17 protein-coding genes and 3 pseudogenes are annotated in these 25,841 nt (G+C 33.2%); 8 read left to right on the top strand and 12 right to left on the bottom strand.

The window, feature by feature from the left end; genetic code table 11:
* Window positions 1–814: 814 nt before the first annotated feature.
* The 5 genes from LIS78_RS30150 to LIS78_RS30130 form a co-directional block, all read right to left on the bottom strand.
* A complete protein-coding gene (locus tag LIS78_RS30150; RefSeq protein WP_252285664.1) occupies window positions 815–1,168 on the bottom strand; it encodes a YflT domain-containing protein in 354 nt (117 codons plus the stop codon).
* A gap of 224 nt (window positions 1,169–1,392) precedes the next feature.
* Window positions 1,393–2,043 carry an ABC-2 transporter permease gene (locus LIS78_RS30145; protein WP_252285663.1) on the bottom strand — a complete coding sequence of 217 codons (651 nt, stop codon included), beginning with the start codon at window positions 2,041–2,043 and terminating at the stop codon, window positions 1,393–1,395.
* 2 nt (window positions 2,044–2,045) lie between these two features.
* Window positions 2,046–2,900 carry an ABC transporter ATP-binding protein gene (locus LIS78_RS30140; protein WP_252285662.1) on the bottom strand — a complete coding sequence of 285 codons (855 nt, stop codon included), beginning with the start codon at window positions 2,898–2,900 and terminating at the stop codon, window positions 2,046–2,048.
* Window positions 2,900–3,280, bottom strand: coding sequence for a GntR family transcriptional regulator (locus LIS78_RS30135; protein ID WP_053474821.1), 381 nt, complete (start codon window positions 3,278–3,280; stop codon window positions 2,900–2,902). The genes LIS78_RS30140 and LIS78_RS30135 overlap by 1 nt, the downstream gene beginning before the upstream one ends.
* A gap of 266 nt (window positions 3,281–3,546) precedes the next feature.
* Window positions 3,547–4,014 (bottom strand): hypothetical protein, encoded by a 468-nt coding sequence (locus LIS78_RS30130; protein ID WP_252285661.1) that lies wholly within the window; start codon window positions 4,012–4,014, stop codon window positions 3,547–3,549.
* A 206-nt stretch (window positions 4,015–4,220) separates the two neighbouring features.
* On the opposite strand from LIS78_RS30130, the gene LIS78_RS30125 reads away from it, so the two are divergent.
* The 4 genes and pseudogenes from LIS78_RS30125 to LIS78_RS30110 all read left to right on the top strand — a co-directional run.
* A complete protein-coding gene (locus tag LIS78_RS30125) occupies window positions 4,221–4,928 on the top strand; it encodes an IS6 family transposase (RefSeq protein WP_252285654.1) in 708 nt (235 codons plus the stop codon).
* Window positions 4,929–4,990: 62 nt separating this feature from the next.
* Window positions 4,991–5,257 (top strand): annotated as a pseudogene (locus tag LIS78_RS30120) (multidrug resistance efflux transporter family protein); the annotation flags it as partial.
* A gap of 463 nt (window positions 5,258–5,720) precedes the next feature.
* The gene (locus LIS78_RS30115) at window positions 5,721–6,824 is read left to right on the top strand and encodes a spore germination protein (protein WP_252285660.1); all 1,104 of its coding nucleotides are present in this window, start codon (window positions 5,721–5,723) and stop codon (window positions 6,822–6,824) included.
* An 87-nt stretch (window positions 6,825–6,911) separates the two neighbouring features.
* Window positions 6,912–7,088, top strand: a pseudogene (locus tag LIS78_RS30110) (Na+/H+ antiporter NhaC family protein); the annotation flags it as partial.
* Between the two features lie 61 nt (window positions 7,089–7,149).
* Here the strand turns inward: LIS78_RS30110 and LIS78_RS30105 are convergent.
* Together LIS78_RS30105 and LIS78_RS30100 are read right to left on the bottom strand one after the other, a co-directional pair.
* Entirely contained in the window at window positions 7,150–7,857 is a 708-nt protein-coding gene (locus LIS78_RS30105; RefSeq protein WP_252285654.1) for an IS6 family transposase, read from the bottom strand.
* A 31-nt stretch (window positions 7,858–7,888) separates the two neighbouring features.
* A complete protein-coding gene (locus LIS78_RS30100; RefSeq protein WP_252285659.1) occupies window positions 7,889–8,575 on the bottom strand; it encodes a zinc-ribbon domain-containing protein in 687 nt (228 codons plus the stop codon).
* 735 nt (window positions 8,576–9,310) lie between these two features.
* Here LIS78_RS30100 and LIS78_RS30095 point away from each other — a divergent pair.
* Window positions 9,311–13,954 carry a DEAD/DEAH box helicase gene (locus tag LIS78_RS30095; RefSeq protein ID WP_252285686.1) on the top strand — a complete coding sequence of 1,548 codons (4,644 nt, stop codon included), beginning with the start codon at window positions 9,311–9,313 and terminating at the stop codon, window positions 13,952–13,954.
* 481 nt (window positions 13,955–14,435) lie between these two features.
* Here the strand turns inward: LIS78_RS30095 and LIS78_RS30090 are convergent, their stop codons facing one another.
* On the bottom strand, window positions 14,436–14,708 hold the full coding sequence (locus tag LIS78_RS30090) for an AbrB/MazE/SpoVT family DNA-binding domain-containing protein (protein ID WP_252285658.1): 273 nt from the start codon (window positions 14,706–14,708) through the stop codon (window positions 14,436–14,438).
* A gap of 562 nt (window positions 14,709–15,270) precedes the next feature.
* On the opposite strand from LIS78_RS30090, the gene LIS78_RS30085 reads away from it, so the two are divergent.
* Entirely contained in the window at window positions 15,271–17,070 is a 1,800-nt protein-coding gene (locus tag LIS78_RS30085; RefSeq protein ID WP_252285657.1) for a GmrSD restriction endonuclease domain-containing protein, read from the top strand.
* 281 nt (window positions 17,071–17,351) lie between these two features.
* On the opposite strand, the gene LIS78_RS30080 is transcribed toward LIS78_RS30085, so the two are convergent.
* Complete coding sequence (locus LIS78_RS30080) at window positions 17,352–18,413, bottom strand: type I restriction enzyme HsdR N-terminal domain-containing protein (RefSeq protein WP_252285656.1); 1,062 nt, start codon at window positions 18,411–18,413, stop codon at window positions 17,352–17,354.
* A 1,171-nt stretch (window positions 18,414–19,584) separates the two neighbouring features.
* Between LIS78_RS30080 and LIS78_RS30075 the strand changes: the two genes are divergently transcribed.
* The gene (locus LIS78_RS30075; protein ID WP_055991069.1) at window positions 19,585–21,357 is read left to right on the top strand and encodes a BlaR1 family beta-lactam sensor/signal transducer; all 1,773 of its coding nucleotides are present in this window, start codon (window positions 19,585–19,587) and stop codon (window positions 21,355–21,357) included.
* 129 nt (window positions 21,358–21,486) lie between these two features.
* On the top strand, window positions 21,487–21,870 hold the full coding sequence (gene blaI, locus LIS78_RS30070) for a penicillinase repressor BlaI (protein ID WP_055991072.1): 384 nt from the start codon (window positions 21,487–21,489) through the stop codon (window positions 21,868–21,870).
* Between the two features lie 224 nt (window positions 21,871–22,094).
* On the opposite strand, the gene LIS78_RS30065 is transcribed toward blaI, so the two are convergent.
* The 3 genes and pseudogenes from LIS78_RS30065 to pbp4 form a co-directional block, all read right to left on the bottom strand.
* Window positions 22,095–22,448 (bottom strand): hypothetical protein, encoded by a 354-nt coding sequence (locus LIS78_RS30065; RefSeq protein ID WP_055991075.1) that lies wholly within the window; start codon window positions 22,446–22,448, stop codon window positions 22,095–22,097.
* 293 nt (window positions 22,449–22,741) lie between these two features.
* A complete protein-coding gene (bla, locus tag LIS78_RS30060; protein WP_055991077.1) occupies window positions 22,742–23,674 on the bottom strand; it encodes a class A beta-lactamase in 933 nt (310 codons plus the stop codon).
* 34 nt (window positions 23,675–23,708) lie between these two features.
* A pseudogene (pbp4, locus tag LIS78_RS30055) lies at window positions 23,709–25,721 on the bottom strand (penicillin-binding protein PBP4(5)); the annotation flags it as partial.
* Window positions 25,722–25,841 lie beyond the last annotated feature (120 nt).

Here is a 25,841-nt window from a genome sequence, read left to right as displayed (position 1 = left end):
AGGATTTCTTCCTCCTTCTTATTGTGTATTGGTTAATTTTTAGTATACAAGATAAATATGGATAATTTAACCTTTTTTAGTTAACTTGTTTTAAACTTTGAGAAAATTAAATTACAAAGGAATTATTGAGTAAAAGAGTTAAAGATAAATTCTACTTGTGTGTTTTAAGGTACACATTCCTATCAAAACGAACATCAAAATAAAAATAATAAACGTTAGATAATTTTAAAATATATTGTTGAACAAATCATTAATACTTTTTACTCTTAAATTCAGATAATATTTATTGTTACATTACTCATAAGAGTAAATAATAAAACATTTTATTAAAAATAGCGTTAACTATTACTTATGTTGTAGAAAAAGCCCATATTTGTCGTCAGGTAGAGTAAATGGTAAAACTATTATTTTTATAAGTTAGTTTATCAATTTACTTCTATATATAAAATACAGCAATTTTGTATTTTAGATTAAATATATGTTATCAAGAACATAATGACATTAAATATTTAGAAGTTTTCTATGTAGTTATTATTAATATTAAAATTTCTTAAAAGGAAAGAAGAAGATAGGTTGGTACATAATGATAAGCAAAAATATGTATTTTCCTCTAATAAGAGTAATAAGTTTTCACATCTGGAGCAAACTACTCATGAAGTGTTTAAATTCTAAAATGCAAGGCTCTTATCTACGTACTATTTAACCTAAAAAAACTACTGACATAATATGCCAGTAGTTTTTTTATTTGTTTTACTCTCTGGGGCAGTCCTATCATCTATTAGAGAACTCTTTTTATAAACTTTTTTATTCAAATTTAAAGAATTCTTCCGGATAGAGGTGGTTCTTGCTCTCTATTTTTACCAAACTGCTCCTTTTCATCAACAAGCACTAAGATATTGCCTTCTTTGACCGAGTTACCATAGTATTCAGCTTCCTCTTTAGAAAGACCTATTTCAACAAGAGCTCCACCAGTTAGGGCACCTGTTGTAATTCCATCAACAACTTCGGTATCTGTTTCTTCCATTACTATATCTACCTCTCTACTATCTCTCCCAATTATGGAGATGTCACGTGTAGCATACCCTTGTTTTTTAAGATCTTCTATAGCTACAATGGCTTCTTGCTCAGATTTGTATATCCCTACAACTCTCTTTGCAGTTCGTTCCATTTTCATCTCCTCCTATTCCTTTTCCTTTTCCATACTGACCACGACCTTTTTTTAGAGTACTAGTATCAGTATGTCTAAGTTTTAGAGATGACTTGCAATTTTCCTGAAGTTTTTGCACCAGAACCTTTCTATTTACCCCTAATTTTTTTAATTACAAATACTAAAAATGCAAACAGTATTACAAATATTATTATTTTCATTTATATTCACCTCAAAATAAGAAGCTATAAGTTTTTCTTTGAAAAGATTTTGATTGATATAATCATTGAAATTAAGAGAATAAAAATAGATATTACCAAAGGCATCCAAACCATTAGTGTTTGAGGTAGTGGCAAGTGAAATTTGATATTAAAATTCATCGATTGATACCATTCAATAATAGTAGGTAGTATAAATGGAGTTAAAAATATCAAAATAAAAAAGATATACTTTGTTTTTTCATAGCCAAATTTAGTTTGAATAGGTATTAATATTCCGAAAAAAACAGAAATGATTAAAAGAGCTATTCCTATATTATAAATATTTAATCTTGCTAGCCCTGTAGAAGAACCAATTGCTGCAGCAAGGTTAAATAAAAGGAAACACCCAATAAAAATCACAAGGACAAATAGATATTTTGCTTTAATGACACCATTACGAGTATGTGGGGTTGTACAAAGAAGTGCTGATCCCCTACATTTATCCTCTTGCATCGAAACCATATTAAATAAAATATATTCCACAAATAAGGAAGTAATAAGAAAGCTTGTAAAGCTTCCATTACTAAATCCTAACCTAGAATAAGTAAATACTGGCCCTACAACTGCAAAAATAAGCATAAACAATAGATATTTTTTGGCTAGAATGAAATCCTTTTTGACAAGATGAAATAACATTTTTATCCTTCCTTTACATAGGCTAACATTATATTTTCAATGGAAGGCCTCTCTATTAGACAATCGCTCATTTGTTCACGTACTATGTCTAATTTGTCGGTTATTCCTTCGAAGCCAACTGCTGTTTGACGCAAACTTAAAAATAATCTTCTTGTATGTTCATTGATTAAACTATTATCTCCTTTTACCAAAGCGTGCCTATCCAGTAGTTCATCTTTACTTTCGTTGAATATGATTCTGCCTTTATCAATCAATATAAGCATGTCAGCTACTTTATCTAAATCAGAAGTTATATGAGTAGAAAAGAATACACTCTTTCCATCCTCTTCCATGAAATCTAAAAGTATCTCCATTAACTCATTACGAATTAATGGGTCAAGACCACTTGTTGGCTCATCCATTATCAATAAATCAGCATGATGAGAAAGAGCTAAAGTAATGGCAAATTTCATTCGCATACCTTTCGATAAGGTTGCAATTTTTTGGTTTAATTTCAAATTAAATCGATTGATATACTTTAAAAAAACTGATTCATCCCAGTTCGTATACGCAGGAGCAATAATACTTTTCATTTCTTTCAATGTCATGTCTTCATAAAAATAGCCTTCATCTAAAACTACCCCGATACGATTCTTTACTATGCACTCATTTTTTTCTATTTCTTTGCCAAAAAACTTAATGCTCCCTTCGTCCCTTGGATAGAGTCCAAGTATAGTTTTTATAGTTGTTGTTTTTCCGGAACCATTAATTCCGATAAAACCAGTTATGCAACCTTCTTTTAATAAAAAGTCCACGTTATCTAAGCTGAAAGTATCCAACTCTTTCTTTAAGTTTTTCACATCTAAAACAGCTGTCATCACTCATCATCCTCTTCAAAAATGATATCCATCATTAAATAAAGTTCTTGTTTATTTATTCCTAGAGTTTTAGCCATTTGCCATGCCTCTGAGAGCTTTTTTTCAATCATGTGCCTTTTAGATTCCGACAACATCTCTAGGTTGTCGGATGCTACAAATGAACCCTTTCCAACGGTTGTTACAATAAATCCTTCCTTTTCTAATTCGTCATATACTCTTTTTGTTGTAAGAACACTAACATGTAAATCATTTGCTAATGAACGAATGGACGGAAGTTTTTCACCTTCCTTTAATTCCTGACGGAGAATTCCACCTTTAATTTGATCCTTTATTTGTTGATATAACGGTTGTTCGGAACCATTTTTAATAATTATTTTCATAGAAACCCTCTTTTTTTAAACTGTGTATGCAATTGATATACACTATATACATAATATACAATTATTATAACTTAATTTCAATTATCAAGAAAAAAATAATTTTTTAAGGTTAATCCAATTATTGTAAAGGTCATGTTTAAGAGTTAATGATTTTTATAAAATACTTTACTATTTACTTAACGTAATGTGCGTTATCGACAGAAATAGAGCCCTAAAATTGTTCAACACTTTTAGGGCTCTATTTCTTATACCTGTTATGTATGTAACTACTGTTTCTGTTGACTTTGACTAGACAGATATTCAGATACATCATTTGGAACTTTAAGATTTAAATTAAGTTTTTTAATTTCAACGTCAATATAAGGAATACCTTTGTAAGTAGTAACTGTAGCAACTTGTTTAAGTTCTTGTTTACCCTTATTTGATGACTCCCCCAATTTAACAGTTCCTTCCTGATACATTTTATAGACATTCTCTTTTTTAGCATCGGCAGGGATCTCTACAACATTCCATCTATCTACTTTTAGTTTATTGATAAATGTATTTATATCTTGCTGCTTATCAATAGTATTTAATACTACGTCTGGATGATTTACAGCTGATACTTCTACTTTTTTAGCTTGGTCAAACCCTAAGTTTACGTCTTCCTTCATCTCTTTTTCCTTTGAGCTATAACCAAACAAGAGTATAGATATACTCAAAGCTGCTATGACCCCAATATAAACTTTTTTCATAAATACCCCCCATGTGATATCCATTAATTTACATGGAAAATTTCAATAATAATTCTTTGCTATTACTATACATCTAGAGACGTAGATTGCTATAAATCTCCTATACAGATTTAGTGGTTCTGTTGCAAAAACCTCAAAACACTTGCAAGTAATCTCTAAATCTTGGACATACTGATACTACTATTCTAAAAAAGGACGTGACTAGTATGGAAAAGCAAAATTTATTTAAGTGGAAACATTATCAGCCCGACATTATTTTGTTAACAGTAAGATGGTACCTGCGGTACAACTTGAGTTTTCGTAACGTAGTGGAGATGATGGAGGAACGTGGCTTATCAATGGCTCACACAACGATTATGCGTTGGGTTCATCAATATGGACCGGAATTAGATAAAAGGGTACGTCGTCATCTTAGGCCAACAAATGACTCATGGAGAGTCGATGAAACGTATATCAAAGTAAAAGGTCAATGGATGTATCTGTATCGTGCAGTTGATTCTAAAGGAAATACGATTGATTTTTATCTAAGTAAAACAAGAGATCACAAGGCTGCAAAGTGTTTCTTCAAGAAAGCTTTGCGGTCTCTTCATGTTTCAAAGCCTCGTGTCATAACTGTCGATAAAAATCCAGCTTATCCTATAGCCATTGAAGAGTTGAAAAAAGAAAAGAAGATGCCTGTAGGCATCCAAATAAGGCAAGTAAAATATCTCAATAACATAGTAGAACAAGATCATCGTTTTATTAAAAAACGAGTTAGACCTATGTTAGGGTTGAAATCCTTTCATACAGCTACATCCATTATTTCTGGAATAGAAGCTATGCATATCATTAAAAAAGGGCAACTTGCTTCACGGAACCAGTCTGTCCAAAATCAAAAAGAATTCATCCATAAACTGTTTGAATTAGCTTCATAAGCTAGCAAATTAAAGGAAACTGACATTTTATGTTTCAGGAAAGTAGTTTTTGCACCAGAACCCTTTTTTCAGGAGTCGTTGCGACTATCTTGTTTTTCATGGCAACAGATATGGTAAGAGGAAATATGCAAAAGTTAGCTGCTGTGGAAGCAACTCAATCAATGGAAGTGCTTTTTGCATTAGGTGGGGAACTACTATTTCTGTCGGTACCACTTCCTTCTCCATTATCTTGGTTCGGTATCGTTATCGTCATTTTTGGCATGATTTTGCATAGTTATGTTTCAAATAAAAGAGTGGAAAAGTACTTTAAACAGTCAGTGAATCTTTAAATCATCTTTCTCTTACCCCGTTTAATCGAATTGGTATTAAAGTTCAAGATTGTGAGCAGGCTTCATTAGCCTTTAATCTTCAACAATTGGGCGCTATCCTGGAACAAGGATAAGCGCTTATTTCCATTTTAGGCCATTTTCTTGAATAAGAAGTTGCATAAAATCCCACTTTTTTATACGGATTCCAGGTGCGCTTGAGTGTGCGCAAACTTTGATTGATAAAATCCTGCATAAACAATAAATTGTGTCAGATTGAACCCTTATAGTTCCCATGGTGTTTTTAAGAGGGAGCTTCTGTTAAGACATATTATGTCGACCTAATATGTATACATATATACATAATTTTTGTTCTTTTTTGGAAATATAAAATTGTACCGTTTATAAGAAATAGCGTGGAAAAATGAGAAGTTATGAATTTTTTGAAAGTAGCAACCCTGAATTGTGAATAAGGAAGTGACCATCAATGATTACCATTTTTAAAGACCGAATCACGACTGGCCAAGTAACTGTTATTGTAACCAATGCTATATTCGGGGTAGGAATCCTCACCTTGCCCAGAACTGCAGTAGAGAAGGTGAAAACCCCAGATATATGGATCAGCGTTATTTTAGGCGGTCTGATCGCGATGATCGCAGGAGTAATCATTGTTAAATTAAGCCAACAGTTTCCCGGAAAAACCTTTTATGAATACAATCAAGAAATTGTTGGTAAATGGGTTGGAGGGTTACTTAGTCTGCTTATTGTATGTTATTATTTTGCATCTTGTGGGTTTCAAATCCGTGCGCTAACAGAAGTATTGACATTTTTATTGTTGGAAGGCACCCCTGCTTGGGCAATCATCATGACATTTATGTGGGTAGGTCTGTATCTCATCATTGGCGGAATAAATCCGATCGCCCGAATGTTTGAAATTATCTTGCCTATTACCGTTATCTTTTTTATAATTGTTGTCTTGATGAGCTTCAAAATATTTGAAATTGATAATCTACGCCCGGTACTAGGGGCGGGAGTGAAACCGGTACTAAAAGGAGTACATACAACTGGTTTATCATACACTGGTTTTGAAACCATTTTGTTCCTTTTGCCATTTATGAAAGAACCAAAGAAAGCAGTAAAAGCCGTTCTAATTGGAATTGCTATACCGTTGATTTTTTATTTGATAACGGTCGTAATGGTTATCGGAGCATTATCTGTTGATGGAGTGGTCACGAGAACATGGCCGACACTTGATCTTATACGAAGTTTTGAAGTCACCGGTTTGATCTTTGAACGATTTGAGTCTTTGTTGCTCGTAATATGGATTATGCAAATGTTTTCTGCCTTTACGATCTTCTACTATGGTGCTACTTTAGGACTGGCTCAACTCTTCAAAAAGAGCATTCGTCCATTTATGTATGGCTTGCTTCCGGTTATCTACATCATTGCCATGATTCCAAAAAATATCAATGAAATGTTTAAATTAGGGGATTTACAGGGAGATGTCGCGTTGTATTTATTCGGTTTACTGCCACTGGTGCTTCTAATGGTCTCGCGATGGAAGGTTAGAAAACATGAAGAAAAGTCATAACAATTTACGGTTTCTTTTGGTTTCGCTGTTGTTTCTTTTTCTCCTGTCTCTTACCATAGATTTCTAATAAAGCGACTTCCGATAACTATTGCTATGATAGCAATTGGAGAGGGCCTTGGTATCCCTCTTCCAATCGTAGCTGGTGCTGTTCTTTCTGGTGCATACTTTGGAGATAAGTTATCTCCACTGTCTGACAGTACGGTGCTTGCAGCATCAATGTCGAAAGTGGATGTAATTGCACACGTACGTGCCATGTCATATTTGGTTCTGGTGCAAAAACTACTTTCCTGAAACATAAAATGTCAGTTTCCTTTAATTTGCTAGCTTATGAAGCTAATTCAAACAGTTTATGGATGAATTCTTTTTGATTTTGGACAGACTGGTTCCGTGAAGCAAGTTGCCCTTTTTTAATGATATGCATAGCTTCTATTCCAGAAATAATGGATGTAGCTGTATGAAAGGATTTCAACCCTAACATAGGTCTAACTCGTTTTTTAATAAAACGATGATCTTGTTCTACTATGTTATTGAGATATTTTACTTGCCTTATTTGGATGCCTACAGGCATCTTCTTTTCTTTTTTCAACTCTTCAATGGCTATAGGATAAGCTGGATTTTTATCGACAGTTATGACACGAGGCTTTGAAACATGAAGAGACCGCAAAGCTTTCTTGAAGAAACACTTTGCAGCCTTGTGATCTCTTGTTTTACTTAGATAAAAATCAATCGTATTTCCTTTAGAATCAACTGCACGATACAGATACATCCATTGACCTTTTACTTTGATATACGTTTCATCGACTCTCCATGAGTCATTTGTTGGCCTAAGATGACGACGTACCCTTTTATCTAATTCCGGTCCATATTGATGAACCCAACGCATAATCGTTGTGTGAGCCATTGATAAGCCACGTTCCTCCATCATCTCCACTACGTTACGAAAACTCAAGTTGTACCGCAGGTACCATCTTACTGTTAACAAAATAATGTCGGGCTGATAATGTTTCCACTTAAATAAATTTTGCTTTTCCATACTAGTCACGTCCTTTTTTAGAATAGTAGTATCAGTATGTCCAAGATTTAGAGATTACTTGCAAGTGTTTTGAGGTTTTTGCACCAGAACCATATGGACATCCACTATTTTTCATCGTACGGCCAGAAACTCTAGTTTCCCATTCATGGCCTTTCTCGCATTTCCACCATACTTTTTTGTCTGAACCGTATGAGATATTAGAAGGTTTTATTTTAGCGTTTTTTAGAGCGTGCCAGTCCCTTAATAATTCAGGGTGTGTAATCACGATAGAGTTTTCAAAGAGAACTTTTTGGCCACAACAATAATGGCAACCACTTCCTTTTTTACTTGTACGGTTACAAACTTTAGTTTCCCATTCATGACTTTTCTCGCATTTCCACCATACTTTTTTAGAGCTTCTCATAACTACATCATAAGGAGTTAACAATCCGTTCTTAGTGGGATGCCATTCCTTCGCTATTTCAGGACGTAATATAGCAAGACAGTTATCAACACATACTCTTTTATTGGTACAATACGGACAATTCCCTCCTTTGATTCTGATACGATTGCAGATTGAAGCTTCCCATTCATGACCTTTCTCACATTTCCACCATACACGTCTGTTTGAACTCGGTGCTACATCATTCGGCGTTAAGTTACCGTTTTTAGTATCATGCCATTCTAAGCTCAATTTATAGTGTGCATCGTATAACGATTTCTTTAGTGCTTTTTCCACTTAACTTCAACCCGCCTTTACCTTAAAAAATATCAACACACATAATTATTTATTGTATAAGCATAATCTCTCTGGTTTATTCACTATGTAGGAAAAGCTGCCAAAATCGTCATAAACTATTGCTATAATAAAAGTGAGGTACAGCATTTTGTCCCTGAAGGGTTACTTTTATTTTTAAAATTTAATGTTCAGGAAAGCATCCGTAAAAGTATACTTTTACGGACGGTATGATGCTGAATAAATAGAAATTTTTTAAAAATATACCTGAACACTATAATTAATAAAGAAAGAAATGTGCTAGATGCAAAAAGTCACTCAAGTTATTACTAATATAATTTTTGAATAAGAGTTAGTTGGAATATGGCCTCAGACATTAATTTTAATATGAAAAAAGGAACTCTTTTTGAAAAAAGTATTAATCAAAAAGAGCTCTTTTTTTAGGTTAGCTACTATTTTCTATAAAAGCTATGAGCAACGCTTATAAGAAAGCTTGTTATGACAGCAATTCGATAGTTTGAATCCTCTAACTTTATAATGAATTTTTTATAAAGGTTTCTTATAGTTTTAAATACCTTTATTTTCAAAAGCCTTTATTGTTATCTAAAACCTTCTCTGTTTATTTTCGTGATAAAATAATAGTCTTGTTTGCTATAATTAAAAATAGAGAAATTGTTATTCAATGAAAGATAGGTGAAGGATTTGGAGTTGAAAAATCATAAAAGTTTTGTAGCGCTGATGAATGAGATTGATGCAATAAAGCATGAGCAGCGTGATAGAGGAACATTATTTGAGTTATTAATTGCTGCATACTTAGAAAGAGAACCAATGTATGCTCGCTTATTTGATAAGGTCTGGAAGTTAAGTGAAGTGCCTATGGATTATAATATTCCAAAAAAGGACACGGGGGTTGATTTAGTAGCTAGAAAACGTGAAACTGGCGAATTAGTTGCGGTTCAGTGTAAGTTCTACTCTGAAGATACGACAATTCGAAAAGAACATATTGATTCATTTCTAAATGAGTTAGGAAAGCACTATTATTCTGAAGGAATTATTGTCACATCAACGGATAAATGGAGTAATAATGCTGATGATGCGCTAAAGTTCCGCAATAAGCCAATCGTTCGTATTGCTTTATCTGACTTGAAAGAAAGTAAAATTGATTGGTCTTCATATTCTTTTAATAACCCAGACAAAGTTAAGCTTCAAGATAAGAAGACCCCACGTCAACATCAAATACCAGCTATTGAAGCAGTGATAGAGGGATTTAGATCTGTAGATCGTGGGAAATTGATTATGGCTCCTGGTACTGGAAAAACTTATACATCAATGGCTATTGCTGAGAAAATGGCAGATGAGAAGAAAGGCGTCTTCCGTGTCTTATATTTGGTGCCAAGTATTCAGTTATTATCTCAGACCTTACGTGGTTGGACGGCGGATACAAATTTCAGTATGGATGCAATTGCGGTGTGTTCAGATAGAAAAGTTACTAAAACCAAGGGAGATAATGAGTTGGAGGATATTGCGGCTGCTGATTTAGGTTATCCTGCAACAACAGATTATAAGAAGCTATTAGACTATCAAATTCAAATTGAGAATAGCGATTCGCCTGGTAATTTTTTAACAGTCTTCTCAACTTATCAATCCATTGATGTAATCATTGAAGCACAAAAAAATGGATTCTATGATTTCGATTTAGTTATCTGTGATGAAGCTCATCGTACAACTGGTGCAACTGAGAGTGGAAAAGAAGCAAGTGCTTTTACGAAAGTTCACAGTGATAGTAATATCAAAACTGTGAAACGTCTTTACCAAACTGCAACACCCCGTGTGTATGGAGAGGATGCTAAGCGTAAAGCAGAAGATATGTCAGTCGTTATTGCTGATATGAATGATCCTGCAATTTATGGAGATGAGCTTTATCGTATTGGTTTTGGTGATGCTATTCGTAAAGATATTTTAACAGATTATAAAGTAATGGTTCTTGCCGTCGATGAGGAAGTTATTGCTCGGAAATTCCAACAAATGTTGGCTCGTGAGTCTGAACTGGAGTTTGATGATGTAACAAAAATCATTGGTTGTTGGAATGGTCTTGTAAAACGTAAGAGTCATTCGGATGAAACACTTGGAGAACCGATGAAACGTGCGATTGCATTTACTGGAACAATTAATGAATCTAAGCTTATTACTGATATGTTTTCGACAGTTGTAGACCAGTATATCAATGAGAGTGGTGACCAAACAGAAGCTTTTCAAGTGGAAATTGACCATGCAGATGGTTCAATGAACGCACTTGAAAAGAATGAAAAGATTTCATGGTTAAAAGCTGATGTACCCGATCATACATGTCGTATCTTGTCTAACGCAAGATTTTTAACAGAGGGCGTCGATGTACCGGATTTAGATGCGGTAATGTTCTTAAAACCGCGTAAATCAAAAATTGATATTGCACAGGCAGTTGGGCGTGTAATGCGTAAATCTAAAGGAAAAGATTATGGTTATGTAATTCTTCCTATCGGTATTCCTGCAGGAGTAAATCCAAATACAGCCTTGGATAATAACGAAAAATATCGTGTGGTTTGGGAAGTCTTGAATGCCTTGCGTTCATTGGATGAACGTTTTGATGCAACTATTAATAAACTAGAACTGAACACGAAGAAACCAGGCCAAATCCAGATTATTGGTGTTGGAGAAGCACCTGAAGATGGATTATTAATAAATAAGCCTGAAAGCGAACAACTAACGTTATTTTCTGAAGAAGATTGGTCTGATTTAGAACGTGCAATATATGGGAAAATCGTAAAGAAAGTTGGTAATGTACGTTACTGGGAGGACTGGTCAAAGGACGTTGCAGACATTGCACAACAACATATGATGCGCATACGTGTAATGTTGGAAAATAAGAATAGTGAAGCATATAAAGAATTCTGCAAGTTTTTGAAGAGCTTACGATATAATATCAACAACTCTATCTCGGATAGCCAAGCGATTGAAATGTTGGCGCAACACTTAATTACGAAACCAGTATTCGAAGCTTTGTTTGATTCGTATAGTTTTGTTCATAACAATCCTGTTTCAAAAGCAATGGATTCAATATTGAGTGTATTGGATGAACAAGGACTTGTTAAGGAACAGGAAAAGCTTCAAGGTTTTTATGATAGTGTTCGTGTTCGTGCAGGAGAAATTGATAATCTGAAGGCGAAACAGGATATTATTGTCCAACTTTATGATAAGTTCTTTAGGGTTGGGTTTAAAGAAACTACAGAACGTTTGGGTATTGTTTTTACGCCAGTTGAAATCGTAGACTTTATCATTCATTCTGTTGACGATGTATTGAAGAAACATTTTGGAAAGTCACTGGCGAATGAAGGCGTGCATGTGCTTGATCCATTTACAGGAACAGGGACGTTCATTACACGTTTGTTACAAAGTGGATTGGTTGATAAAAAAGATTTGTTACGTAAATATACACAAGAGCTTCATGCAAATGAGATTGTTCTTTTAAGTTATTACATTGCAGCAATTAATATTGAGGAAACATATCATTCGATTATGGAAGGTGATTATATTCCATTTGAGGGTATTGTATTGACTGATACATTTGAATCTGCCGAACAAAAAGATTCGTTTGAGGATGAAATGTTCGGTGAGAATAATACACGCCTTAAAAGCCAGCAAAGAGATCCTATTTTTGCTATTATAGGAAATCCTCCTTATAGGATAGGGAAAAATAATGCGAATGATGGAAATGAAAATGTTCGTTATCCAAAATTAGAAGAAGATATTTCAAATACTTATGCGAAATTTTCCAATTCCACAGCTAAAAATACGCTTTATGATAGTTATATCAAAGCCATACGTTGGTCTACAAACAGAATAGGAGAAAAAGGAGTTATTGGATTTGTTACAAATGGCTCATTTATTGACAGTAATGCCACAAATGGATTAAGGAAATGCTTAGCTGAGGATTTTAATTATATTTATGTATTCAATTTGCGTGGTGATCAGAGGACACAAGGAGAACAATCTAGAAAAGAAGGAGGAAAAATATTTGGATCTGGTAGCAGAACGCCTATTGCTATAACAATATTAATTAAAGATGGATCAGAAAATCATAAAATATATTATCATGATATTGGAGATTATTTGAATCGTAATGAGAAACTTAAAATAATTTCTGATACCAAGTCGTTAGCTAATCTTGAATGGCAAGAAATAATTCCAGATAAGAATTTTGATTGGATAAATCATCGAGATGAAAAATATAGTACTTTTATTCCCTTATATTCTGAAAAAGGTGAGCGAATATTTAATGACCACGGAATTGGAGCTCAGACAGCGCGTGACTTTTGGACTTATGGATTTTCGAGAACTTCTGTTGAACGAAATGTTTCAAAACTTATTCAAAACTATAATTCAGAACTCGATAGATTATCTAATATTGATGACATTGAAGAGAAGATTAGTTCCCTGAATACTTCAGATAATTTTATTAAATGGACTAGGGGAATGAGAAATTCATTTAAGCGGGGGATTAGGTTTAGCTTTGATGCTAAGAAAATTAGATATAGTGAATATCGTCCTTTTACAAAAAAATGGTTATATTACAGTCCAGATGTCGTTGAGTATCCTGCCAAATATAAAGATAAGATGGGGGAAGATAATAAAATTATTTTTGTTACAGGCACAGGTATTAAACGTGAATTCTCAGCAATTATGATTGATAATATTCCAAATTATCATCTAATGGATACAGGACAGGCTTTTCTTCTATATGATAATTCCAATAATTCAACGCTTTTTAGTGATAATAATAATATTTATGATCCAATTAAAGAGAAATTAAATTTGGAGGACTTGGAGATATTTTATTATGTTTATGGAGTTCTACATTCTCCTGAATATCGTGAAAAATATGCTAATGATTTAAAAAAATCGTTACCCCGTGTTCCAATATTAAAAGAGAAGGAGAAATATGTTGAAATTGGGCGGAAGCTTGCAAATCTTCATTTAAACTACGAATCCATCCAACCTTTTGATGGAGTAGTTATTGAAGGGAAGACAAATCCTTCCTATAGAATAACTAAAATGAAACATCCGAAGAGGGGGGTTCTTGATAAAATTGTCTTTAATGCTGATATAACAATTACAAATATCCCTGAAAAAGCTTATGAATATGTAGTAAATGGTCGTCCTGCAATTGAATGGATTATTGATCAATATCAGGTTAAACCAGATAAGAAATCAGGTATTATAGATGACCCGAATGATTATTCTGATGATGAAAAGTATATTTTCAATTTATTGTTATCAGTTATTAATGTATCTGTTCAAACAGTTGATTTAGTGAATAGTTTGCCACCCTTGGAAATTGAGGAATAAAAAATTAAAAGAGAATTATTTAATTTAAAGATAGAGATAGAAGACAAATAAAATTATTTAGCTATTATCTTTGAAAAGAATATAAATGAGAACCAACTTTTATTTATTTCATGATTCTATAATTTAATTTACATTTATAGAACTATATCTTGACCATGAAAAAAGAAGCTACCGACATTGAACTGCACCCCAATTGTTAGACAATAAAACTCTAATAATTGGGGTGTTTTTTTGTCAAAACACACATTTGAAACAAAGTTAAAAGCTGTAGATTTCTATATAAATAAACATTACTCATAAAGGATATAAAGAAGAAAACAACAATCTCATTAATAAAACCATTGTTTTCCCATCTTTTTAAACATATTTATCATAGAAGATACTTTACAGTATTCTTACTCAAAATGGTCGGACAGAGATTTTAATTAAAAGACAAGGTATGAAAGTCGAAAAGAGTCTGCTCTCATTCTTCATATTTGAGTTATATCTTTACTTCTAACTCTCTAAGCAGTTGCTTTACTCCTTCACGGCTTAGAATTACTTTTCCTTTTGCCAAGATGAGATTATCTTCAGAAACTTCACCTGTCACTTTACAAGCTAAATTAGGTAAATATTTTTTCAACACAATGTTCTCATTCTCTACAAAAATTTCAACAGGTTCGTCCTTTTTAATATTTAATGTTCTTCTTAGTTCGATGGGTAAGACTACTCTTCCCAGGTTGTCAAGTTTCCTAACGATGCCGGTAGTTTTCAATTTAAAACCTCCATAAAATATTACTTACATACCCATTAAGTGTACAATATGCTTTTTATTGTTTTCATTAGTAATATATTGCATTTTAGGCGAGGGAAGATATTTCAATATGATAAGGTTATAAATAAAGGTTGTATGGAAGAATTATAATGGAAATTGTTAAATCATTCAGTTTTTTCATTTTAACCTGATGTATTAATTAGAAATATAACATATTCAAGTTATTTACAACCTGTATAAAACCGACTTAAATATATAAGTAAATAGTTAAGTATTTTATGTAAATTATTAGTTTAACTCTTTACTCTACCTGACGACAAATGAGGACTTGATCCATAAACACTTCAGCCAATATCTCATCAGATATGTATGAGAGCAATCAACTCAAAGCTTATTTAGATGTGTTTTTTCACCTTTTAAGGGTAATTACAATAATGTCACTCTAATAGAAAACTAATCTATTTTAAAATGAGTTATGAATGAGTGATACACCTATAAAATCTCATTAAAATATATATTTCCTAGACGAGATTAATAATGTAAGGACATTAGGAGGGAACATGTGAAACCAAGATATGAAGTAAACAATAGCTCAATCGAAAGCATCTTAAGTTGGATTAGAGATGGGGAAATTGCAATACCCGAAATTCAGCGACCGTTCGTCTGGGATTCATCAAAAGTTCGAGATTTGATGGATTCTCTATATAAAGGATTTCCAGTTGGATATATCATTACATGGCGCAGTCCTGATACAAATTTAAAGGACGGCACACGTTCAGAAGGAAAAAAGATTTTAATTGATGGACAACAGCGTATTACAGCACTAACTGCTGCTTTGCTAGGAGAACATGTTGTCATGTCTGACTATCAGAAGAAACGAATCCGCATTGCATTTCACCCAACTGAAGAAAGATTTGAGGTTCTCAATCCAGCTATTGAGAAGGACTCTTTGTGGATTCCAGACATTTCAGCATTCTTCGCACAAAAATACCCAACATTTCAATTCGTGATGGAATACTGTAAAAAAAATAATATTAGTGATTTCGATGAAGTGGCAAATAAAATAGATCGCTTACTGAGAATTCGTTACAGTAATTTGGGTATCATTGAGTTATCACATGAATTGGACATTGAAACGGTGACAGAAATTTTTATTCGTATTAACTCGCAAGGCGTTGTATTAAGTCAAGCTGACTTTGCAATGTCAAAAATCGCTGTAAACGAAACTTATAACGGTATTAATATCCGTAAAACTATTGATTACTTCTGTCACCTGGCGAAGCGTCCGGGGGATTTTCAGCTAATCGAGCAAAATGACACGGATTTCTCTAGAACTCATTATTTTCCAAAGTTAAAATGGATTAAAGACTACATAGAAAAATTGTATGTACCTGATTACTCTGATTTGCTTCGTGTAGCATTTACACATAAATTTCTTCGAGGTAAACTTGCTGATCTTGTAAGTTTATTATCTGGACGTGATTTTTCTACACGTGAATATAAAGAAGTAATTGCCGAAGATTCTTTTAATAAGCTGGAAGAAGGCGTATTGGAATTTATAAATGAGACAAACTTTAAGCGTTACATCATGATTGTAAAATCTACGGGTATCATCCATAAAAAGATGATTCGATCACAAAATGTGCTCAACTTCGGTTATATTCTTTACCTTTTGCTCAAAGAACGTGGAATAAATAAGGGCGAAATCTCAAAAATTGTACGGCGTTGGCTAGTTCTTTCCATATTAACCAAACGATATTCTGGTTCCCCTGAATCAATGTTTGAATTTGATGCACGACGATTTAAAAACGCGCAAAACCCGATAGATTACTTACAACATACTGAAAGTGGAGAACTATCTGCTGCATTTTGGGAAAATATTTTAATTTCACGTCTCAATACGCCGGTTACAAGCAGTCCATATTTTAACTTATATATAATGGCGCAAGTAAAAAATAATGAAAAAGCATTTCTATCTAAAGAAACTGAAGTACGGTATTTGATTGAAGGACGAGGAGATGTGCACCACATTTTCCCACGTAAGTATCTTCAAAGAAATGGATATGCAAACAAAAATCAGTACAATCAGATTGCTAACTACGCTATTATTCAGCAGGAAATTAATATTGCGATTGGGGACAGAGCTCCAGAAAATTATATGGAATCTCTCACTGAACAATGTCAGACTAAGATATTAAAGTATGGAGAAATTGTAGAGAAAGATGAGTTGATGAAAAACTTAAAAGCAAACAGTATTCCAGTATCTATCTTCCAAATGGATGCAACACAGTATGAAGAATTTCTAGAGGAACGCCGAAAACTTATGGCAGACAAAATTAAATATTATTATCAATCTTTATAGAAGAGAAAATGAGAGAGGGGCATCCCCTCTTTTTCTTTCTTGTAGCTCACTTTAAACTAATAAAAACTTAAATGTGTGGACGGATTTTTATTATCTCAAATTCAACCTAATTCCTCAGTTTGCACTATTTATTAGGAACGATAAAACAGATTGTAAATGTAAGTATAAAGAAAGCAAAATAATATTCTAAGCATGTTATTTTTTATCTATGTTCAACTAGAAAGGAAATATGTTCTATAAAATTGATTAAAAAAAGTGGACAGATAAAAAATCAAGTTAAATTACTTTTTCTCCAAAGCTAATATAGATAAATTAACATTAGGGTCATTATCAATTAGAATATATGGTAGATGGGAGATAAGATTAAACTTTTGATAAATAAAATCTCTTACCTCCTTACTATTCTCTTCTTCTAAAAAACCCTTATTAAGTATTAATGACAAAATTCCACCATTTTTAAGCAAACTACAAAGTTCCTCGAAAAGTATGATTTTTAACTCTGTACTTATTTTGAGGTCATATTCTTGTTTGTTCAAAATGGATAGTTTACTCTCTCTCTCTTGATTATAAATCTTCTCCCCTCTAAAGTCGGCCATAATGACATCTGCAAAAATTTTCTTGGGTATTATACTTATACTACTTCCATCTGTTCCTTCGATAACTGTAACATCATTATCAAATATGTTATCCTCAAAAAAATTCTCTTCTAACTTTTCTTCCATAAACAAATGTACACGAGATATATCTGTGTAACCATTAACATTCTCTAGATCTTTATTATCTGTGTAACTATTTAGTAAAAATCTAGCACTACCACACATAGGGTCTATGATTTTCTTCTTAAAGGAAATTGGATTAACTTCAATATCCAATTTAATAGAATTTTGTGAAAGCAATTTCTTAAACCTTTGAAATTTGGGATTCCCTTCGCAAATATCTTCAAAATTCAATTCGATCAAGGGAGCATTATGGCAATCCCATCTATATAAAAGGGTTTTTAAACCATTAGTAATAACAAAATACTCTGTAGGGTTCCTTTTCTCATGCCCGCCATTAATCATTAAACAATAGCTTGCACCCTGACCAATATGATTTTTTAAATTGATCTCCTTGGGTGATTTTGCCTCGATTATCCACATTGTTCCATCATAACGTTTAAAAATGTAGTCTGGCTTATACCACACCTTATTGCTTCCTAAGGAAATCTGTATTTCGTCAATATTTGGTTTTATTAATACTTGATCATCATTATAATCCAATTCAGAAATTAACCTATTAACAAAATAATGTTCTACAGAAGCCTCATTTGTTAACACGCTCTCTTCACAGAACATGTTCTTCATTAATTGTACCCCCAATCTTACGATTTACTAAAACATGGAAATTTTCCCTCGTATAATTTTTGAGATTCTTTCTTTTAAAAAGAACCCCCTAGATGGAAGTTCTTTTTTATTCGACATTAATCAGTGAATTAGTTGATCAATTATTGAATGAATTAGAGGAGATTACTTCAACTGATTAGTTTTTGTTCTTAATATACGAAAAGTAAAAGCAACCTCATTCCGAGGTCATTGGAGTGAGGTTGCTTTGTTTTAGGAATCACAATTATAAAGTACCAAAATATAACCGCCAGTAAATAATATTATATTTTTGTCATAAATACTATATTTTTGCTTGCAAGCATATGTATAAAAGGTGCACTTTTTATACATCATATTTTGCTAGTGTCCTTGGATAGAACGTTGAGAAATCAAGGGTGTATAAAAAGATGCATACTCCGGAAAAAGAATCCTCGGCGGAATCGTTCTGCGACAAGGGTTCTTTTTTTTGGTATGTTCCGGAAAGAGTGATTATGTTAACTAAAAATGTATATCGTATACACCTTAAAAACAGAAAAACCTACCTTGGAGTTGGAAAGGTAGGTTTTTCTGTTTCATGAATGGTAATCACCGGTTATCTGACGTTGCAGAACGTCTTGAGTAGTTTACTTAGAATATGGAAGTTTATTCGTTATGAAAAATTCGGTTAAACACACCCAGATTTTTTATAATATAATTTTTCCGATATTTTTAATTCTTTATTATCTTTATTATAAGTGGCCAAATGAAAATTGTGTTGAAACTTACCTCTTAAAAAAGCTCATAAAAATGGTTGTTTGATCTTTATTTGCATAATATCAACACTGCTTATTCTCTTCATTAATGGATTAGTAAGCGATAAAGAGGATAATGATTAAAAATCAATTTATACATCAGAAAATATTTTCACACTAGAACTCTTGATTCCATTCAATTCCTATTTACTTGTTCACAAAAAATTGGTAGATTGATAAACTGATAAGGTAAAATGCTAAAATTTATGTGTTAAACTTTAGCATTTTACCTTATCCTTTAAATAGAAGATTATCAACAATAAATCTTAGTAAAAGAATATAAGGTTATAATTTTTTTGGAAAACAACTACAAAATAATGTAAACTATTACAGTGAAAGATTTAGAAACGGAGACGAATAGTATGTTCTTTACTCATTTTGTAATAAGTTTCATAATTTCTTCTTTTACCATTGGAGTTATTATGGTCATTAAAAAAGTGTTCCAAAAACAACTATCAGCGAAATGGCAATATAATCTATGGTTTTTGGTGTTGGCTGCATTAACTCTTCCTTTTATACCGAATCATTTATTTAATTTTGGAAATTACTTTACTTTATTGGATCTTAATCAGATCAATGGAACAAGCTCTTCTAATATCTCTGTCAGTGACCATAATTTAAAAAACGGAAATTGGATGCAGGACTTTACGATATCTGTAAACCACCCCAGTTTAGAATCCCTGAATATAATTTTAGCAGGTACATGGATTGTAGGGGTGTTAGTTTTGTCTGTTCTGTTCATAAATGCTTGGTTAAAGATAAAGAAAATTAAAGACACTACATCTGTACTGAAAACGAAAGAAGTTCTAATTTTATTTGAACAGTGCAAGAACCGTTTAGGTGTATCGAAAAAATTGATGGTGGGGGAATCGCCTCTTGTCAAATCCCCTATGATGTTCGGTCTTTTTAAAACTTATGTTGTATTGCCGGTTCATTTTGACGAATGGCTGTCTATGAAAGACATTGAATACATTTTTTTACATGAATTGAACCACTATAAACATAAAGATATGGCAACAAATTACCTAATCGTCATTTATCAAATTTTATACTGGTTCAATCCTCTTGTTTGGATTGCTTTTAGGAAGATGAGATTGGATCGTGAGATAGCTTGTGATAGTGCTGTTTTAAAATCTTTAGATGAGTGTTGTTATACAGAATATGGGGATGCGATCATTAATTTTGTGGACAGAGTATCACTACCGAAGAATCTCGCTTTAGCCAATGAGTTGAATGGTTCTAAGGAGCAAATAAAAAGACGAATTGAAAGAATTGCATCTTTTACGATTGAATCAAAGTTGTTGAAGATAAAGAGTATAGCTATCTTTATGCTTATGGGAGTATTTGTTGCAAGTCAAATTCCACTCATTTCTGTAATGGCTGATGATAATAATCGCTACCATTTTAAAAGTGAACGGACAGTATATGAGGATTTGAGTAGGTATTTTTCAAAATATGAAGGAAGCTTTGTGTTATATGATTTGCAAGCCAATAAGTATAGTATCTATAATAAGAGTAACAGTACGCTAAGAGTTTCGCCTGATTCTACTTATAAGATTTATAGTGCTTTATTTGGGCTAGAAAAAAATATAATAACGGTTGACAATTCTACAATGAAATGGAACGGAATTCGGTATCCTTATACCTCTTGGAATGCAGATCAGAATTTAGATTCAGCAATGAAGAATTCGGTAAACTGGTACTTCCAAAGGTTGGATAAAATGACGAATCAGAGCGATATACAATTCTATCTGAAGAGTATAGGCTATGGAAATCAAAATCTGTCTGGTGGACCAGGTCAATATTGGTTAGAGTCTTCTCTAAAGATATCTCCTATAGAACAAGTACAATTATTAAAAGCTTTTTATATAAATCAGCATGGATTTCAAGACAAAAACATTCAAGCTGTTAAAGATGCTATTAAATTAGAATCTAAAGATGGTTCATTATTATCTGGAAAAACTGGTACAGGTACCGTAAACAATAAAGATACGAATGGTTGGTTTATCGGATATGTAGAGACCAAAGAGGACACTTATTTCTTTGCAACTAATATACAAAATGAAGATAACAGCAACGGAAGTAAGGCAGCAGAAATAACGTTATCTATTCTGAGGAATAAAGGAATATATTAAGCGTTTGCTGAGGAAGTGAAAAACTGGATAACTTTCATTTAGCCGAATTGGAAAAGGAGGTTGACTTCTCTATATTATAAATCAATTAATTGAATATATTACGTATGTAATCAAAGGAGGAGGATAAGAGTGTCTAAAAAAGTCCCCAGCATCTCAGAAGCAGAATGGGAAGTCATGAACGTACTTTGGGAAAAGGCTCCCCAAACAGCCAACGAAGTGACTTTCTCCTTACAAGAGCAAACGGATTGGAAGCCGAAAACAGTACGCACTCTTTTAGATCGTCTGGTCCAAAAAAAGGTGGTCGGTGTAAATAAAAATCAGAGAGTGTATACTTTTTTTCCACTTTATTCGCAGGATGAATGTCAGCAAGCCGAGGCACAGTCTTTTATTAAGCGAATTTATGGTGGGACGCTGAAGTCAATGTTGGTTCAGTTCATCCAGGAGGAGCCCTTGTCTGGAGAGGATATTAAAGAATTACGCTCCATTTTGGATGAGAAGTCTAAAAAATCTTAGAAGAGCGAATTAAAGGAAGTTAGTAGAAGACGAAAATTAGATTGGTTCCTTATCCCATTTATGTTAGTGGGCTTTTTGTAACACATTTATAATGTGCGGAACTTTTTCTACTAGATAAACTCGTAAAAAGCACACCGAGGTGTGCTTTTTATTTAATATAACTAGGCTTACTTTAAAAAGGGGTTAGTAAAAAGCGCTGATTATTCAGCGCTTTTTTATACTTGTTAATCTACATCATTAGCAATAACTTCCTTTTGTTTTTCTTCTTGATTTTTCACTCCCTGTTCGCCTTTTTTCTTCAAATCAAAATACGTATCAAGCGCAGATCGAGCAAGCTCTTTTGTAATAGTATTTGGTATATTTGGCTGAAATGCAGATGGTACAGCAACGGCTACTGCTATCTGTGGCTTATCAGCAGGAGCATTCTGTGCTTTTTCTACTTTTCTACTATAATTCTCACCATATACAATTTGAATAAGTCCTAGCCGTAAAATCAGTACTGAAAATAGCACAAATACAACTAAGAAAATTAAATTCACACGATAAGGAATCTGGTACTTTTCTCTTTTCCTTTTCATACTAAAACCTACACTTTATTAAAAGAGTACTTATCATAAAAATACAAATGAAACATTTAGTATTGTTCTGACTAAGCCTTATGACATTAACATCGACATCATAATAAGTCTTATATTATCTATTGCGAAAACGAATAAATTAAAAGGATTGAGCTCTGTATAATACAGAATTCAATCCTTATTTGCTGGATAGATAATCGTCTAACTTTTTTGGTCAGTTCCCTGAGGAACAGTATTTTTTCTATTTAGATTAGATAGGGATTTTAATTATTAATTAAGATTATTATCATTTTCTATTTGTGATTGGCTTGATAAGCATTAATTACTTCCTTTGTTGCCTCAGCAATAAGTTTGTCATTATAATTAGCATCTTTTTTATCTCGACTAGACAGTATAGCAAGCATAATAGGATCTCCTTTTGGTGGCCAAATAATGGCAATATCATTTCGCGTTCCGTATGAGCCTGCTCCAGTTTTATCAGCTACCACCCAACCTTTTGGCACCCCAGCCCTAATTAATGAATCGCCAGTGGTATTTCTCTTCATCCAATCTATTAGAAGTCCACGTTTTTCAACTGGAAGTGCGTCCCCTAATGTGAAGGATTGAAGGCTTGTAGCAAGTGCCCTTGGTGTACTAGTATCATGGGTTTCTCCTGGTTTAACATCGTTTAACTCAGGTTCAAATTGCTCAGGCATAGTAACATTGTCTCCAACGTCTCTTAGTGATTTCTCTAATCCATTCGGTCCACCTATTTGCTTCAGTATGAGATTCATGGCAGTATTGTCACTATACCGAAGAGCAGCATCACAAAGCTCTTTAAGAGTCATTCCTGTATCAACATGCTTTTCTGTAATCGGATTATAATTGACAAGATCATCTTGGGTATAGGTAATCCTTTGGTTAAGATCATCTATTGTTTTCTGTTGTAAAAGTGCTCCTACAGCTAGAGCTTTACTGGTGGATGCATATATAAAACGCTCATCTGCTCGATAGGTAACTGTTTGATTTGTACTAGTATCTAAAGCAAAGACGCCTAGTCTCGCATCAAATTTATCCTCAAGTTTGACAAAATGATGTTTAATTACAGACTCTTGATTTTTTTGTTTAGCTTGAACGGATTGGTCATTACCCTCTGAACATCCTGCAAGCGTTACACATGTGAGAAGTAATGCAGGTACAATTTTTTTAAATTTTAAAGGCCTAAAGACTGTGTTCCATGATTTCATTAATATCTAACCTCTTTCTTAAAAAACTTATTTATTACTTTTGATAGAAGGATTCAATAACAGGTTTCATTTTTTGAACAACATAGGAGCTTCCGCCTCTTCCTTTTACATTCTCGATCATACTCACAACTACATAATTAGAGTGTTTGTCATCAAATGCAAATAAGAAACCATTTTCTATCCCGTTTGTTCCTTTCTTTTTCTTCAACTCAGCCGTTCCTGTTTTTGCAGCTATAGATTGCCCCTTGATTTGTAAAGAGTGTGCTGTCCCATCTGGCCGTGAAACCACCTCATGAAGAGCTTGTTTAATAGTGTTTGCGGTATTCTTTTCTATAATTCTTTTAGGAATAAGAGTTTTTTGATTATTAATTAATTTTGGATAAATTAGTTTTCCTCCATTTGCAAATGGTGAATAGGCCATTGCCTGTTGTATAGGGGATAATAGCATCTCCCCTTGGCCATAGGCTGAGTCTGCTAAAAGAACTTCTGACGAGATTCCTTTATTAGATACTTGTGCTTCTTTCATACTGAAAGGTAAAGAAAGGTCCTTATTGAAACCAAATTTCATTACACCCTTTTCAAATCGCTCTTTACCTATCTTAAGTGCTTCTTGTGCAAAGAAAATATTATCTGAATGCACAAGAGCATCTATCATATTCACTTGGTCTACTTCATGTACTCTCTTCACAAAGTAATTACCCCATGAGGTATCTTTTTTCCATTCTAGTCCAGATATTTGACGTTTTTCTCCTGGTTTTGTAACACCAGTTTCTAACCCTACTGCTGCAGTAATTGTTTTGAATGTAGAACCAGGTGCGTAGCGAGTAGCATATCTAGCTAGAAAAGGGAGCCTTGGATCTTCGCTATACTCCGCATATTGTTCAGACGAAATACCCCTAGTCATTAGATTAGGATCATATGAAGGAGTACTCACTAAAGCTAATAAATCTCCTGTCTGTGGATTCATAATTGCAGAAGCTCCAATTTCACCATTTAATTGATCATATGTTTTTTGTTGCAGCCCAGCATCAATGGTTGTACGAATATCTTTCCCATCCTTTTTACTTAAAGACTGCAGTACCGTTTCTCGCCCTGTTTGTGAGTTAACAATCCGAATTTCTCCACCATTTTTCCCGCGCAACTCTTTATCATAGGTATATTCCAGGCCAGATTTTCCAATGTATTCTCCTTCAGAGTAAGAAGGATGCCTCTGTATATCCTCTGCACTTACCTTCCCTACGTAGCCTATTAAGTGAGCAGCTGCTTCATTAAGTGAATATATCCGTACTTCTTTCCTAGAATAGATTACTCCCTTTACAGTAGAAGTATTAGAAAGTGTATTATTTTCTAGTACCTTTAATGGCACAAAACTGTCTTCCCTTACCCATCTCTGATTTAATTTTTTTAGAATATCCTCTTTAGAGATAGAAAATTCCTTACTTATATGATGAATAGCCTGCTCTTTTTCTTTTCCTAATCCCAACCGTATAGGAATAATCCCCATCTCTTGAACATATCCATTTTCAGCCAAATTGCGGCCGTTTCGATCTAAAATCTTTCCTCTTGTAGCGACTTGTGTCACAAACTTAACTCGATCCCCTTGCTGCATCGTGGGGAAAATTAAGTTAGGCTTCCACTGTATTTTCCATTCTTTATCTTTTTTTATTAGGAAACCGTGGTAAGATTGCCTTTTCATCTTTCCTAAACTTGTATCCATGGTCAGATTATAAGAAAATGTGTATCTTCCTGTTGGCTTATGCCTTTTAATATTTAAATCAGTTACTTTTATATTTTTTGCATGAATACCTAAAAAGATGTTCCTGTACTTTTCATTGTATTTTTCTGGTGTTAAATTATTGTTTCTTAATGAATCGATAGAAATATCTTCAGATAAACTATTAAAATTCTGTGTTGTAAGTTTTTCTGTAAAACTCTCTACAACAGCTGATGCATTATTATATTCTCGCCTCATTTTACCAGTAAAATATATATACACTATGGAGCTAACGAGTACTATGATAGTAAGACCTATAATAGTAAGAAGTTTAGTTTTTTTTTATTCCACATATACGTCACACTCTCTTTGAAGTTTAATCTCTATTAAAATTCTTTTTAATAAATATAGTCAACTTCTCCTTTCTCGACACATTGATTACACGTGTAATAC

Origin of the sequence: Priestia megaterium, from assembly GCF_023824195.1 — a bacterium.
Taxonomy (GTDB): Bacteria; Bacillota; Bacilli; order Bacillales; family Bacillaceae_H; genus Priestia; species Priestia megaterium_D.
This window is presented reverse-complemented; position numbering and strand designations above follow the sequence as displayed.